We start from the raw sequence: 14,087 nt of genomic DNA, 5'->3' as shown, positions 1-14,087 counted from the left end.
CCGACCTTAGCACAACCGGCCCCACGGCGACAGACGCTTGTCCCGGGACGCCTCAGCCAATAGCGTCGGCCAATGGATCAGCTCTGCGCCCTGATCGCCGCCATCAGCTTCGGCCTCTGCTCGCCGGACACCGCCACGCCCTATTTCATCGAGGTGTCGGCAGAGGCGCTGCCGCCCAAGAGCGGTTCACCCAACGCAATGGGGGCGACCGCCGCCGACCTTGATGGCGACGGCGATGCGGACCTCACCATCGCCATTGAGCTCGGTACCAACCGGGTGCTGCTCAATGACGGCGCCGGGCGGTTCAGCGCGTCCCCACTCACCGGCCCCAGCGGCGACCACGAGGACGTCGCCATCGCCGACTATGACGGGGATGGCGACCCCGACCTGGTGTTCATCGGCGAGGACGATCAGGTGGTGGGCTATCACCTCAACGACGGCGCCGCCGGCTTCACCGATGTATCGGACCGACTGCCCGACCGCGCCACTTCCAACACGGTGGTCGCCGTGGATATCGACGGCGACGCCGATGCCGATCTCGTCACCGCCAACGCCGGTCCGGATTTCGTCTGGATCAACGATGGCGCCGGCAGGTTCGTTGACGAGAGCGCAGCCCGCCTGCCCCAGTATGGCGACATCAGCCAGGATATTGCGGTCGGCGACGTCGATGGCGACGGTGACGCCGACCTGGTTTTCGGCAACGAGGAGCAGAATCGGCTCTACCTGAACGACGGCGCCGGCCATTTCGCCGATGCGCCGCTGCCGTTGCGAGCGACGCCCGAGGAGACGCGGGACGCCGATCTGAGCGATGTGGATGGCGACGGCGACCTCGACCTCTATTTCGCCAATGTCCGCATCTTCAACGCCGACCGCGACCAGCAGGATCGACTGCTGCTCAATGACGGCCACGGTCGCTTCACCGACGTGACCGCCACGCATCTCGAGCCCGATGACGAACTGACCACGGCGGTCGCCTTCATCGACTACGACCGCGATGGGGACGTGGACCTGATCCGCGGCCGAATGGGTGACCTCATGGCAAAGCGCTCGGACTTTCCGCTGCTGGCTTTCGCCAACGATGGTGCCGGCCATTTCACCGCCGCGCCGGATGTTGTGCCGCCCATTGCCGGCGCCAACGCTTTCGATATCGAGCTTGCCGATTTCAACGGCGATGGCCGGGCCGATCTGTTCGTCGCCAGCCGGGGCGGAGCGGACCGGCTGCTGATCGGGCTCAAATGAAAATGGCCCGACGGTTTCCCGTCGGGCCATTGTTCTAGTCGCTCGTCACGTGTCAGCCGTTCGGCGAGCACGGAGCGAGATAACGGCGACCGTTGCGGTCTTCCCAGACGCACTTGGACGGATCGTCGCGATAGCGGCCGATGAGCTCGCCGGCCACGGCACCACTGATGCCGCCAACCGTGGCGCCAACCAGCGCACCGCCGACAGTACCGGTCGTCACGCCGCCGATCACGGCGCCGGCAATTGCGCCGGTACTGGCCGTCTTCTCGGTGGTCGAGCAGGCCGCGAGCGTCAACGCCCCGGCCAGAACGACGGCAATGGATAGAACTTTACGCATGAATACCCTCCGGGAGGTTTGTTAAGACGCGAGCCCTGCACGACAATGCACGGGCTCCCGATAGGTTCCGCACGAACTTGAGGCAAATCGTTGGCTGAGGTAAGGGTCCCACGCGATTGGGATTACCATTATGAATGAGCCGACAACGGTGCCGGTATCCGGCACCGATGCTTCAACGCCGTCCAATGGCTGGGCAACAGAGCTTCGCGCAAGCTTTGCGCTGGCCTGGCCGTTGATCGTCGCGCAGCTGGCGCAGAACCTGCTGTTCACCACCGACGTGGTGCTGATGGGCTGGCTCGGCCCGAAATATCTTGCGGCCGGCACGCTGGCCGGCGCCTTCCTCATGCCGTTCCAGTTGACCGGCATCGGCATCGTCGGCGCCGTCGCGCCGCTGGTGGCACAGGCGCGTGGCCGCGGTGATACCAAGGCAGTGCGCCGCATCGTCCGCCAGGGCTTCTGGGTGGCGATCCTTGTTGCCACGCTGCTGGTGCCGATCGTCCTCAACATCCGCCCGATCTACCTCGCCATCGGCCAGGACCCGGAGATCACGGCGCTGGCCGAGAGCTACATGTTTGCCGGCTTCTGGATGCTCTACCCGGCGCTCGGCATCATGGTGGTGCGCTCGTTCCTCTCGGCCTTCGCCGCGACGCGGGTGATCCTCGTCGTCACGGTCATCGGCGTGTTGGTCAACGGCTTGCTCGCCTACACGCTGATCTTCGGCCATTTCGGCTTCCCGCGCCTCGAACTGCGCGGCGCCGCCATCGCCACCGGCCTCGTCAACGTGGTGATGTTCCTTGCCCTGCTCGGCTATGTGGTGACGCACCGGAAGCTGAAGCGCTTCCATATTCTGGTGCGGTTCTTCAAGCCGGACTGGCCGCGCTTCCGTGAAATCCTCAAGGTCGGGCTGCCGATCGGGCTGACCGTCGCAGCCGAAGTCGGGCTGTTCTCGGTTGCCGCTATCCTGATGGGCCGGCTCGGCACCAACGAGACCGCCGCCCACGCCGTGGCGCTGCAACTGGCCTCGACCGCGTTCATGGTGCCGCTCGGCCTTGGCATGGCCGCCACAGTGCGCGTCGGCCTCGCTTACGGCCGCGGCGACAGCGAGGGCGTGCGCCTTGCCGGCTGGACGGCTATCGTCATGGGCACGGGGTTCATGGCGCTGACCGCGGCGCTCTTCCTCGCCGTGCCGCATGCGCTGGTCACCATCTTCCTCGACAGCTCCGACCCCGCCAATGCGAGCGCGCTGATGCTCGCCGCCACCTATCTCGGCATTGCCGGCATCTTCCAGCTGGTCGATGGCGCGCAGGTGGTCGCGGCCCATTCGCTGCGTGGCCTCTCCGACACCCGCACCCCGATGCTGCTGGCCATATTCGGCTACTGGTTCGTCGGCCTGCCGACCGCCTACGTGCTCGGCTTTGTCTTCGACATGCGCGGTGTCGGCGTCTGGCTGGGCCTTGCCACCGGCCTGGCGTTCGTGGCGACATTGCTGGTCAGCCGCTTCGCCTTGCGCGGGCGGCTGGGCCTGATGAAGAAGCTCGTCGTACCTGCTTAGGATCCTCGCCCAATGCCCCCGCTAAAAGCCGCCGAACAGCGCGTCGCCGACGCCCTTGCCAGCCACGCCCTGCCGGCACAGGTGATCGTGCTCGAGCAACTGGCAACCACCGCCCAGATGGCGGCGGATGCGCTCGGCGTCGAGGTCGGACGGATCGTCAAGTCGCTGCTGTTCAAGGGCAAGGACAGCGGCAAGCCGTACCTGCTGCTGGTCTCGGGCAGCAACCGGGTGCATGAGAAGCGCGCCGGACAGCGCATCGGCGAGGTGCTGGAGCGGCCGGATGCGAATTTCGTCAAGCTCCACACCGGCTTCTCGATCGGCGGCGTCTCGCCCTATGGGCATCCTCTGCCGCTGACCACCTATCTCGATGACGCGCTCTACAATTACGGCACGGTCTGGGCGGCGGCCGGCGACCCGCGCTCGGTGTTCGAGATCACCGCTGCCGACCTCGAGCGCACCACCGGCGCGACGCGCATCGACGTTACCTGACACAACGTTTGCTGAGGCGGTCTAAGAAACAATCCAGTTCCAGTCGGCCATGCGGTTGCGGAACCAGGTGCGCTGGCGCTTGGCGTATTGCCGGGTGGCGATGACGGCGCGCTCGATGGCCTTATTCTCTTCGAGCTCCCCCGCCAGCATCGCCGTGATTTCCGGCACGCCGATCGCCTTCATCGCCGGCAGGCTGGGGTCGAGCGCCAGCGCCAGCAGCGCCTCAACCTCCTCCACCGCACCGCCTGAGAACATGGTCTCGAAGCGGCGGGCGATGCGCTGGCGCAGCACTTCGCGGTCGGGGTTGAGCACCAGGCGCTCCAGCGCGAACCCCTCGAGCAGCCCCTGCTGCGCTGCGTCCTGATAGCTGGCGAGCGAGCGGCCGGTGGCATTCAGCACGGCGAGCGCCCGGATCACCCGCTGCGGGTCCGGCGCCCTGAGGCGGCTCGCAACGAGGGGATCGCGCGCCGCAATCAGCTGGCCGCGGCCCTCGCGGTCCAGCCCCTCGACCTCGGCCTCGGCAGCCGCCAGTGCCGCCGCCGGCACCTCGGGGACGTCGGCAAAGCCGGTGGTGAGCACATCGAAGTAGAGGCCCGTCCCACCGACGAAGATCAGCGGCCGATCGGCCTCTGTTTCGATCACCACGGCCGCCGCGCGGGCCCATTCGCCGGTCGAAAAGCGCACGGATGGATGCACCGTGCCGTAGAGCCGGTGCGGCACACCGGCCATTTCGATTTCGGATGGACGGGCGGTCAGCAGCTGCAGCACGTCATAGACCTGCAACGCGTCGGTGTTGACGATCACCCCGCCCTGCTGGCGCGCCAGGTCGAGCGCCAGCGCCGACTTGCCGCTGGCAGTCGGACCCGCTATCAACACCGCTCGCCTTTCCGGGCCCTTGCCCATCCTTTTCAGGCCTTTCTCACGCACATGATGGTTCTCTGCCTCATCGCCAATCCGGCTGACCCTGCAATTGACTCGGCGCTGGTCGCGGCGATCCAGCACGAGACCAGGGGTGAGATCAACTGGCTGCACCAGCGCATCGCCTGTGACATCGAGGCGCCCAAGGCTGCCGATCCGGTCGCCGCAGCCCGCGCCGTCATCGGCAACCGGCCAGTCGACGTAGCGCTGGTCCCGGCGGAAGGTCGCCGCAAGCAGGTGCTGGTCGCCGACATGGATTCCACCATGATCGAGCAGGAATGTATCGACGAGCTCGCCGACGCCGTTGGCATCAAGGCCGAGGTGGCCGCAATCACCGAGCGCGCCATGAATGGCGAGCTGGATTTCGAGCAGGCGCTGCGTACCCGGGTGGCGCTGATCAAGGGGTTGGAACGCACCGCCATCGAGGAGATTCGGCGTGAGCGTATTACCCTCGCACCGGGCGGCCGCGCCCTGATCCACACCATGAAGGCCTATGGCGCCTATACTTCGCTGGTTTCGGGCGGCTTCACCTTCTTTGCCGACTATTTCGGCAAGCGCATCGGCTTCGACGAGACGATCGCCAATGTGCTGGAGTTCGATGGCGAGCGGCTGACCGGTACGGTCAAGAGCCCGATCGTCGACAAATCGACCAAGCTGCACCGCCTCGAGGCGCTGGCTGCCGAGCGCAACCTGCCGATGAGCGCGACGATGGCGGTGGGCGATGGCGCCAATGATCTCGACATGATCAAGGCCGCCGGCTTCGGCGTGGCGCTCCATGCCAAGCCGCATGTCGCGGCCGAGGCGGGCATCCGCATCGACCATGGCGACCTCACGGCCCTACTCTACCTGCAGGGCTATACCGATGAGGACATCGTCAGGTGAGGCTGGAGACGGAGCGACTCGTTCTCAGGTCCTGGGAAAGCCGCGATCACGCTTCGCTGGCGGCAGTCCTCGGCGATGCTGAAGTCCGCCGCTTCTATCCCACGGTGGCGACGCCGGAGCAGACCAGGGCGCAGCTGGAGTTCTCGATCGAGAAGCAGGCCGCCATGGGCTTTCATTTCGGCGCGGCCGAGCTCAGGTCGACCGGCCAGTTCGTCGGCCTCGTCGGCCTTGGTTACATTCCCGAGGAAACGCGCGCCGCCATTCGTGGCCAGCCGGCGGTCGAGATCGGCTGGCAGTTCGACAAGGCATTCTGGGGCCAGGGCCTTGCCCCGGAGGGCGCCCGAGCCTGGCTCACCTATGGCTTCGAGACGCTCCAGCTGGCGGAGGTCGTCGCCTTCACCTTTGTTGGCAACCTGCCCAGCCAGCGCGTCATGAAGAAGATCGGCATGATGCGCGATGCGGACGCCGACTTCGAGCACCCGAGGCTTGCGCCAGGTCACCCGCTGCGGTCGCACGTGGTGTACCGGATCGCCAATCCGGCTCTCGACGCGTGAGGATCGAGACGGACCGTCTGCTGCTGAGACCGTGGCAGCGGGCAGATCACGAAGCATGGGCTGCCATCAACGCCGATCCCGAAGTCCGCCGCTACTACTGGCCGTCGATCCAGAGCCGCAGCGAGTCCGATGCGGTCATCGTGGCCTGTGAGCAAGCGGTGGATGAGCAAGGGTTCGGCTTCGTGGCGGTTGAGCGGCAGGCCGACCATGCGCTGATCGGCGGCATCGGCTTCTCCTGGACCGACGAGGAGATTCCCGGCGGCCGCCAGGTCGAGATCGGTTGGATCTTCGGGCAGCAGTATTGGGGCCAGGGCTACGCGTTCGAGGCGGCGACCGCCTGCCTTGCCTGGGCTCCCGGCCGGTTGCCCGCCTTGCAGGTGATCGGCTACACCTCCGAGATCAACACCCCGTCGCGACGGCTGATGGAAAAGCTCGGGATGCGGCGTGACCCAGCCGAGCTTTTCGACGACATCACCGTGCCGGAGGGCAACCCGCTCCGGCCGCACTGCTGTATCGGCTGGAACTCTAGCCCAACCGAACTGCGATGAACCGGCTGGTGCCGGTGGGGTCGATCACCTTGAACAGCACCGCCGGACGGCCAGCCTCCTTGGCCTGCCCCACCAGTTCGCTCAGTTCATCGATGGTGCCGATCTCCTTCTGGTTCACCTCGGTGACCAAGAGGCCCGGGATGAAACCCTTCTGATCGGCGTCGCTGCCGCTCTTCACGCTGGTGACGACGATACCGTCCTCCTCCGGCGCAATGCCGAACTCCGCACGCTTGCCCTCGTCGAGCAGCGCCACGTCGAAGCCAACGAGGTCGGGTAACCCCAGCGGCGGCGTCTCCTCCTCGGTGGCGGTCGGCTCCGGCGCCGGCGCAGCCTCCGGCGTCGGCGTTGCCGGTGTATTGTTCTTGGCGATCAACTGCTCGCCGAGTTCAAGGCGGCCCAAAGTGATGCTGAGCGTCTGCTCGGCGCCGTCGCGCAGGATCTTCACCGGCACGGCCTTACCGACTTCCGTCTCGGCGACGACACGCGGCAGGTCGCGCATGCGGGCAATCGGCTTGCTGTCGAACTCGAGGATGATGTCGCCCTCGACCACCTGCCCCTCGGATGGGCCGCCTTTGGTGACGTCGATCACCAGCGCCCCGGCGGTGCTCTTGAGGCCAAGGCTGCTGGCGATGTCCTCGCTGACTTCCTGGATACCGACGCCGAGCCAGCCGCGGCGGGTTTCGCCGAACTCGGCGAGCTGGTCGATCACCGGCCGCGCCAGGTTCACCGGCACGGCAAAGCCGATCCCCAATGACGAGCCGCCACGGGCAATGATGGCGGTGTTGATGCCGACCACCTTACCGTCCATGTCGAACAACGGACCACCGGAGTTGCCCTGGTTGATCGCTGCGTCGGTCTGGATGAACTGGTCATAGGGGCCGGACTGGATGTCGCGGTTACGGGCGGAGACGATACCCAGCGTTACCGAGCCGCCAAGGCCAAATGGGTTGCCGATCGCCATCACCCAGTCGCCGACCACTGCGCCGTCGCTATCGCCGAACTCGACGAAGGGCAGCGCATGGCCGGCATCGACCTTCAGCACCGCGAGGTCGGTCTTGTCGTCCTTGCCGACAATGGTCGCCGGCAGGCGGGTGCCGTCGGTCAGGTAGACCTCGATTTCCTCGGCGCCCTCGATGACGTGGTTGTTGGTGACGACGATGCCGTCGGCGGAGATGATGAAGCCGGAGCCAAGGCTGCGCGCCTCCTGCATCTGCTCCTCGCCCAGCCCATTATTCGGGTTGTGCTCGTCGAACAGCTCTTCGAGCGGCGAGCCATCCGGCAGATCGGGGAACGGCACGCCGCCACCGCCCGGCACACGCCGTGAGGTGCCGATGTTCACCACCGCGGGAGAGAGTTGCTCGGCGAGCGCTGCGACCGATTCCGGGCCCCTCGCCGCCACCGGCGCCGCCTGCGCCGCCAGGGCCAGCACTCCCGCGACGGCCAGAGACCGCAAAACCCGACCGGCAGCACGCATTCACTTCTCCTGCAACGACTCAGCCGCGGCTGCGCATGTCGCAGTCAGCCCCGAAGCAGCCACAAGAGAACAAGTCCGACCCCGGCGCAAGCCAGCGCAGCCGCACGAATGGTTGAAGCTGGCGTCGATTGGATCGACGCCAGCAGCTTCTTCATCTGTTCGGGGAACGCGGCATAGACGAGCCCTTCCAGGACCAGCACGAGGGCCAGTGCCGAGAAGAGCTCGAGCATTTACTGCGCCGGCGCGGCCGGTGCAGGTTCGGCCGAAGCCGGCGTTGCCGGAGTGGTCTCCGCCGGTGCAGCTTCCGTCGGTGCAGCCTCGGCAGGGGCGGTGACCGCGTCGGCGGCAGGCTGGCTGAGGATCGGCGAGTCCACGGGCGGCTCTTCGACCAGCGGCGTCGCCGGGATCGGCGTCGTCGCGGCCTCCGGCGGCGGCGTTACGTTGTCGGGGTTCTGGTTCTGGAAGAACCGGAAGAACTCCGAGTCCGGCGACAGCACCATGGTGGTGCCGTTCGGCCCGAGCGCCGCGCGATACGACTGCATCGAACGGTAGAAGTCGAAGAAGTCGGTGTCGCGGTTATAGGCATCGGCGAAGATCTGCGAGCGCTCGGCATCGCCCTCGCCTCGCAGGATTTCCGCGTCACGGCGGGCAGCCGAGAGAACCTCGACCGCCTGACGATCGGCGATGGCGCGCGCCGTCTGCGCCGCTTCCTGACCACGGGCGCGGAGCAACGCGGCTTCGGCCAGACGCTCGGCCTTCATACGGTTGAAGGTTTCAGCCGAAACGCTCGGATCGAGGTCGGTGCGGATGATGCGCACATCAACCACCTCGATGCCCAGTTGGGCCATGTCCGGGCGGATCAGATCGCGCGCCTCGCGCATCATCTCCGGGCGCTGCTCGGACAGCGCCTCGGTGAAGGCGCGACGACCATAGACCTGGCGGAGCGCCGCGTCGAAACGGGTCGACACACGATCCTCCACCACGCGCAGTTCGCCCTGCGCGCGGGAGCGGAATAGCCGCGGGTCGGCGATGCGGTAGGTGAGGTAGGCGTCGACGATGTAGAACTTACCGTCCGACACCTGCACCGTCATGTTGGCGGCGTCGTAGCGCAGCAGCCGGTCCTCGATGATCTGCACCGTGTCGACGAAGTTGGTCGGGATCTTGAAATAGAGACCCGGATCCGTCTTCACGTCGGTGATCTGGCCGAAGCGCATGACGATGGCCTGTTCGCGCTCGTTGACCACGAAGATCGACGACACGAAAATGTACAGCAGAGCGACGACGGCTATGCCGAGAATAACAAGTCTGTTCATGGCTTACCTCGGCGTCGCGTCGGCGGGGACGGGCGTGGTGTTGAGTGTCGAGTTCGGCCGGATCTCCGGCAGCGGCAGGTAGGGCACAACGCCCGATCCGGCGCTCTTGTCGACGAGCACCTTCTCCGAACCGCCCAGCACCTGCTCCATGGTTTCGAGGAACAGACGCTTGCGCGTCACTTCGGGGGCCTTGGCGTACTCGGCGTAGATGGAGAGGAAGCGAGCCGCCTCACCTTCTGCTTCCTGCACGACACGGTTCTTGTAGGCGGCCGCATCTTCGCGGACCTGTGCGGCCTGACCTCGAGCGTCACCCAGAAGCGTGTTGGCGTATTGCCGCGCTTCTTCCTGGAAACGGTCTTCGTCCTGTTCGGCACGCTGTACTTCGTTGAAGGCGTCGGCCACTTCAGTCGGCGGGGCCGCCTGCTCGATGGCGATCTGCGACACCGTCACGCCCATGCTGTAGCTCTGCACGATCGACTGCACGATACCGCGCACGTCGTTCTGGATGCCGGCGCGATCGTCGCGGAACACGTCCTGTGCCGGACGGCGGCCGACGATTTCGCGCATCGCGCTTTCGCCGATCGAGCGCACCATGTCGTCCGGATCGCGGACGTTGAACAGGTAGGCTACCGGGTCGGTCACCGACCACAGCACCGAGAACTTCACGTCGACGATGTTCTGGTCGCCCGAGAGCATCAGCCCTTCGTCAGACTGCGTGCGCGTCGAGCCGACAGAGCCGATCTCGGTGCGGTTTTCCGTACGCGGCGCCCGTTCGACGGTCTCGATCGGCCACAGCGCGAAATGCAGGCCGGCCGGAACGCTTTCCAGCGGCTGGCCGAAGCGGAGCTTTACCGCCCATTCCTGTTCCTGGACGGTGAACACCGAGTTGGCCACCCAGAACGCGCCGAGCGCCAGGACGACGCCAATGATGGTCCAGCGCCCACCTGGGATCCCACCCTGAAAACGGTCGCGACCGCGGGACAGAAGTTCTTCGAGGTTGGGCGTACCGCCGCCCCGGCGGCCACCGCCGCCACCACCGCTACCCCCACCACCCGGCGTCTGACCCCAGGGGCCGCCGTTGTTGGAGTTGCGGCCTCCCCCGCCCGTATTGTTGTCCCAGGGCATACGCCACCTTTCAGCCGGATTATCGATTGCCGCCCTATATAGGCAAGCGCTCCCCTGCGATCAACGTGCAGCGGGTTCACGCCGACGATAGACTTTTACCGTGAAGTCGGCGCTATCGCGTTCGGTGCGCAACAGTTCAGGCTCGGCTTCTACTTCCCATTGCTTGGGATCGATCAATGGAAAGCGAGCATCGCCAGAGGGTGAGGCCACCACATGTGTGACGTAAAGTCGCTCCGCCAACGGCATGGCCTCACGATAGATTTCGCCACCGCCACCGATCATGACTTCGTCAACGCCATCGGCAGCAGCGATCTGCCGTGCGTGGTCGAGGGCCTCGGCAAGACTGTGGAACACCAGTACACCGTCCGGCTGGTAGCCCTGTTGTCGCGTCACCACGATGTTGGTGCGGCCGGGCAGCGGTTTGCCGATGCTCTCGAAGGTCTTGCGGCCCATGATCAAGGGCTTGCCCATCGTGGTGCGCTTGAAATGGGCGAAATCGGTCGGCAAACGCCAGGGGATCGCGCCATCCGAGCCGATGATGCCGTTCTCGCCGATCGCTGCGATCATTGCCACCGGGACGCTCATGGCGCACCGAGCCGCGCCAGCGCATCACCATCGACGCGAACCTTGGTCCACTCGTCCTGCATGACGCCACCCTGCGATTTGTAGAACTGGATCGATGGCTCGTTCCAGTCGAGCACCCACCACTCGAACCGGCCGAGCCCCTCGCGCACGCAGCGCTGCGCCAGGTTGACCAGCAAGGCCTTGCCGACACCCAGCCCGCGCGCCTCGGGGTCGACGAACAGATCCTCGAGCCAGATGCCGTGGCGTCCCTGGAAGGTCGAGTAGGTGTAGAACCAGAGCGTGAAGCCGACGGGCTTGCCCGCCCACTCGGCAATCTCGCAGAACACCTTGGGCTCGGCGCCGAACAGGTCGCGCAGGATGTCGGCCTCGGTGGCCCTGGCCTCATGCGACAGCTTCTCGTATTCGGCCAGCGCCGCGATGAAGCGGATGATCAGCGCGGCATCATCGGGCGCCGCGCTGCGGATCACGATGCTCATCGGGCGGTGTCCAGACGCTTGAGATGGGCGAACCACTTGCGCTCGAGAGCGGCCTCGACGTCGATCTGGTTGTGCCGGCAGAACAGCAGCACCTGGGCCAGGAGATCGGCCGCCTCGTCCTCCAGCGCCGTTCGGATGGCCGCTGCCGAGCGCTCGCCGGCACGGCCACGGCCGGTACTGCGCAGATGCTCGGCGACCAGTTCCCCGGCCTCTTCCTGCAGCTTCAGCGCATACCAATCGGCATCGCGGCGGATGTCGCAGCGCTCGGCATAGATGGCGGAAACCTGCTCCACCCGCTCGGTCAGTTCGGTGATCGTCGCCATCAGCCGACGTTGGGTTCGGGGTTCTGCCGGTTGAGGATCAGCACCTCGAGCTCCCGGTTGTAAGGCGGCCACCAGTCCTTGGCCTCCATCTCGAAGGTCGTCGGGCCGGTCTTCTTGACCTCGCCATCCCAGCAGAACGACACGAGGTTCTGCGGCAGCACCTTGTCGATGGTCAGGTGGAACTTGCCGACCGGACCGGCCCAGTTGGCGCCGGTCGACCAGATGTAGCTGACCCAGCTCTCGGTGAACGGCGCGCCATAGGGTTCGTCGGGGTTCGGCAGGGTCTTTTTGACGGTGTTGATGAAGCTGTTGTCGGTGCAGTACTTGCGCTTGTACTCGACCGCTGGATCATAGCCCTCGTAAGGCGGCGACAGGAAGGTCACGGCCACGGTGCCGCCGACGCTCGGCTTATACTGGTGCTCGACCGTCACGGTCTCGCCGGCCGGGAAATGCGCTTCCCAGCTATAGGTCGAGCGCAGCGTCCATACCGGCCAGTATTCGGTATGCATGCCCTGCCCCTGGTCGAACTCCATCGGGATCACCAGGGCGCGGTGCAGCAACTCTTGCTTGGTCGCCTCGTCGAGGGCATTGATCGCCTTCACGGTCGCATCGCCATAGGGCGTCAGCGGCAGGCCGAGGTCGGTGAGGTACTGCGTGTAGTCGATATTAGTGGCGAACACATACTGGTGCAGCTCGGCCGAAACCGGCTCGCCGTTCACCAGCGTCTGGAAGCCGAAGATGTTCTCGGGGTCCTCGGTGGGGATCGCCACCATGAAATCCCCGTCGCCGGTGATGTCGGGCATCGGGAAGGCCACCAGCGCGTCGGTATCCTCAGCCCCCTCGTTGCGGAACTCGTACTTCACCCGGACCTGCTCGGGCGAGACGTAGAGGTCCTCGCTCAGCATCTTCACATCGTCGGTCTGGACGAACACTAATCCGCCGGCGCCCAGCGTCGACATGGTGTCGTTGGCAAGCGTCGGCGCCGCGGCAAGGGCGGCGAGCATGCAGGCGATCGACAGGATCCTCATACGGCGATCTCGGCCTTGATGGAGGGGTGTGCATCATAGCCGGTGATCATGAAATCCTCGAACTCGAAATCGAAGATATCGCGCTTGTCGGGGTTGATGGTCAGCCGCGGCAGCGGCCGCGGATCGCGGCTGAGCTGCAGCCGGGCCTGGTCGAAATGGTTGTGGTAGAGGTGGAGGTCGCCGAACGAATGGACGAACTCGCCGGGCTTCAGCCCGGTCACCTGCGCCATCATTTCAGTCAGCAATGCGTAGGACGCGATGTTGAACGGCACGCCCAGAAAAAGGTCGGCAGAGCGCTGATAGAGTTGGCAACTGAGCTTGCCGTCGGCGACGTAGAACTGGAACAGGCAGTGGCACGGCGGCAGCGCCATGTCGTCGACCTCAGCCGGGTTCCAGGCGGTGACGATATGGCGGCGCGAGTCGGGTTTGGTGGTGATCGACTTCACGACATTGGCGATCTGATCGATGGTGCCGCCGTCGCCATCCGGCCAGCTGCGCCACTGCGAGCCATAGACCGGCCCGAGATCGCCGTTCGCATCGGCCCATTCGTCCCAGATTTTGACGCCGCGCTCCTGCAGCCAGCGCACATTGGTCTCGCCGCGCAGGAACCAGAGCAGTTCGTAGACAATCGACTTGATGTGCAGCTTCTTGGTGGTCAGCAGCGGAAAACCCTTGCCGAGGTCGAAGCGCGTCTGCCGGCCGAACACCGAGCGGGTGCCGGTGCCGGTGCGATCGGGCCGATCGGTGCCGTTGTCGAGGACGTCGCGGAGAAGGTCTAGGTATGGGCGCATCCGCTCAGCTTACTGCGATTCGGAGGCGCTCCGACCGGCTTCCACAGGGCCGTTTGCATCACGCGCCCGTCGCGCCTATATAGGGCTTGCCGGCAACGGCTATGGCGATAAACGGCTAGCGTAATAAACCTATTGGACCCGGGGGCAGTGCCCGGCGTCTCCACCAGAACTCCCCGTCGTGGCGGGCTCATGGGGACGAAACAGGATCGACAAGGGCGTAAAGGTTAGACTTTTGCTCGGCATGGTACCACCGATATCGGGCCATCCTAATAGTTGCCAACGACAACTATGCTAAGGTTGCTATCGCTGCTTAATGCGGCGCCGGCACCTGAACTAGAAGTCCTCCGGGCCTAGCAGTCCGACAGGCGGGGTTCGCAGGCACCTGGCAACAGAAGCCTGCACTTCCCTCACTCCTCCGACATCCACATGAGCGTCCCGACGTCGCGGACCGCC

Annotated in this window: 17 protein-coding genes and 1 other RNA gene; 7 read left to right on the top strand and 11 right to left on the bottom strand. The window is 65.6% G+C overall.

The window, feature by feature from the left end; genetic code table 11:
• The first annotated feature begins 72 nt into the window (after positions 1-72).
• Positions 73-1,239, top strand: coding sequence for a VCBS repeat-containing protein (locus ASC89_RS05780; RefSeq protein WP_055995707.1), 1,167 nt, complete (start codon positions 73-75; stop codon positions 1,237-1,239).
• Positions 1,240-1,291: 52 nt separating this feature from the next.
• Here ASC89_RS05780 and ASC89_RS05775 read toward each other — a convergent pair whose 3' ends face one another.
• Complete coding sequence (locus ASC89_RS05775) at positions 1,292-1,576, bottom strand: hypothetical protein (protein ID WP_055995704.1); 285 nt, start codon at positions 1,574-1,576, stop codon at positions 1,292-1,294.
• A 130-nt stretch (positions 1,577-1,706) separates the two neighbouring features.
• Between ASC89_RS05775 and ASC89_RS05770 the strand changes: the two genes are divergently transcribed.
• Positions 1,707-3,128, top strand: a complete 1,422-nt coding sequence (locus ASC89_RS05770) for an MATE family efflux transporter (RefSeq protein WP_055995701.1) — start codon at positions 1,707-1,709, stop codon at positions 3,126-3,128.
• 12 nt (positions 3,129-3,140) lie between these two features.
• A complete protein-coding gene (locus ASC89_RS05765) occupies positions 3,141-3,617 on the top strand; it encodes a YbaK/EbsC family protein (RefSeq protein ID WP_055995698.1) in 477 nt (158 codons plus the stop codon).
• A 21-nt stretch (positions 3,618-3,638) separates the two neighbouring features.
• On the opposite strand, the gene miaA is transcribed toward ASC89_RS05765, so the two are convergent.
• Complete coding sequence (gene miaA, locus ASC89_RS05760; protein ID WP_055995695.1) at positions 3,639-4,520, bottom strand: tRNA (adenosine(37)-N6)-dimethylallyltransferase MiaA; 882 nt, start codon at positions 4,518-4,520, stop codon at positions 3,639-3,641.
• 24 nt (positions 4,521-4,544) lie between these two features.
• Between miaA and serB the strand changes: the two genes are divergently transcribed.
• Genes serB through ASC89_RS05745 form a run of 3 tightly spaced genes read left to right on the top strand, consistent with a single transcriptional unit; the run spans position 4,545 to position 6,519 of the window.
• Complete coding sequence (gene serB, locus ASC89_RS05755) at positions 4,545-5,417, top strand: phosphoserine phosphatase SerB (RefSeq protein ID WP_055995691.1); 873 nt, start codon at positions 4,545-4,547, stop codon at positions 5,415-5,417.
• Positions 5,414-5,971, top strand: coding sequence for a GNAT family N-acetyltransferase (locus ASC89_RS05750; protein WP_055995688.1), 558 nt, complete (start codon positions 5,414-5,416; stop codon positions 5,969-5,971). Before serB ends, ASC89_RS05750 begins: the two co-directional genes overlap by 4 nt.
• Positions 5,968-6,519, top strand: a complete 552-nt coding sequence (locus ASC89_RS05745) for a GNAT family N-acetyltransferase (RefSeq protein WP_055995685.1) — start codon at positions 5,968-5,970, stop codon at positions 6,517-6,519. The genes ASC89_RS05750 and ASC89_RS05745 overlap by 4 nt, the downstream gene beginning before the upstream one ends.
• Here the strand turns inward: ASC89_RS05745 and ASC89_RS05740 are convergent.
• Genes ASC89_RS05740 through ASC89_RS05700 form a run of 9 tightly spaced genes read right to left on the bottom strand, consistent with a single transcriptional unit; the run spans position 6,497 to position 13,634 of the window.
• On the bottom strand, positions 6,497-7,993 hold the full coding sequence (locus tag ASC89_RS05740) for a Do family serine endopeptidase (RefSeq protein ID WP_055878490.1): 1,497 nt from the start codon (positions 7,991-7,993) through the stop codon (positions 6,497-6,499). The two genes, ASC89_RS05745 and ASC89_RS05740, sit on opposite strands and share 23 nt — an antisense overlap.
• Positions 7,994-8,037: 44 nt before the next feature.
• A complete protein-coding gene (locus tag ASC89_RS05735) occupies positions 8,038-8,223 on the bottom strand; it encodes a DUF2065 domain-containing protein (protein WP_055878493.1) in 186 nt (61 codons plus the stop codon).
• Positions 8,224-9,306, bottom strand: coding sequence for a protease modulator HflC (locus tag ASC89_RS05730; RefSeq protein WP_055995682.1), 1,083 nt, complete (start codon positions 9,304-9,306; stop codon positions 8,224-8,226).
• Between the two features lie 3 nt (positions 9,307-9,309).
• A complete protein-coding gene (gene hflK, locus ASC89_RS05725) occupies positions 9,310-10,431 on the bottom strand; it encodes an FtsH protease activity modulator HflK (RefSeq protein ID WP_055878497.1) in 1,122 nt (373 codons plus the stop codon).
• Between the two features lie 60 nt (positions 10,432-10,491).
• Entirely contained in the window at positions 10,492-10,998 is a 507-nt protein-coding gene (locus tag ASC89_RS05720; RefSeq protein ID WP_244488419.1) for a dihydrofolate reductase, read from the bottom strand.
• A 14-nt stretch (positions 10,999-11,012) separates the two neighbouring features.
• A complete protein-coding gene (locus tag ASC89_RS05715; protein WP_055995676.1) occupies positions 11,013-11,492 on the bottom strand; it encodes a GNAT family N-acetyltransferase in 480 nt (159 codons plus the stop codon).
• On the bottom strand, positions 11,489-11,815 hold the full coding sequence (locus tag ASC89_RS05710; protein WP_055995673.1) for a MazG nucleotide pyrophosphohydrolase domain-containing protein: 327 nt from the start codon (positions 11,813-11,815) through the stop codon (positions 11,489-11,491). The genes ASC89_RS05715 and ASC89_RS05710 overlap by 4 nt, the downstream gene beginning before the upstream one ends.
• Positions 11,815-12,843 carry a DUF4424 domain-containing protein gene (locus tag ASC89_RS05705; RefSeq protein WP_055995670.1) on the bottom strand — a complete coding sequence of 343 codons (1,029 nt, stop codon included), beginning with the start codon at positions 12,841-12,843 and terminating at the stop codon, positions 11,815-11,817. Before ASC89_RS05705 ends, ASC89_RS05710 begins: the two co-directional genes overlap by 1 nt.
• Positions 12,840-13,634 carry a thymidylate synthase gene (locus ASC89_RS05700; protein WP_055995667.1) on the bottom strand — a complete coding sequence of 265 codons (795 nt, stop codon included), beginning with the start codon at positions 13,632-13,634 and terminating at the stop codon, positions 12,840-12,842. The genes ASC89_RS05705 and ASC89_RS05700 overlap by 4 nt, the downstream gene beginning before the upstream one ends.
• A gap of 49 nt (positions 13,635-13,683) precedes the next feature.
• On the opposite strand from ASC89_RS05700, the gene ssrA reads away from it, so the two are divergent.
• Positions 13,684-14,037, top strand: a transfer-messenger RNA (tmRNA) gene (gene ssrA / locus ASC89_RS28080).
• Positions 14,038-14,087: the final 50 nt, after the last annotated feature.

It is taken from the genome of Devosia sp. Root413D1 (assembly GCF_001425235.1).
Lineage (GTDB): Bacteria > Pseudomonadota > Alphaproteobacteria > Rhizobiales > Devosiaceae > Devosia_A.
Note: the sequence above shows the minus strand (reverse complement) of the source record. Positions and strands in the feature narration are given on the sequence as shown.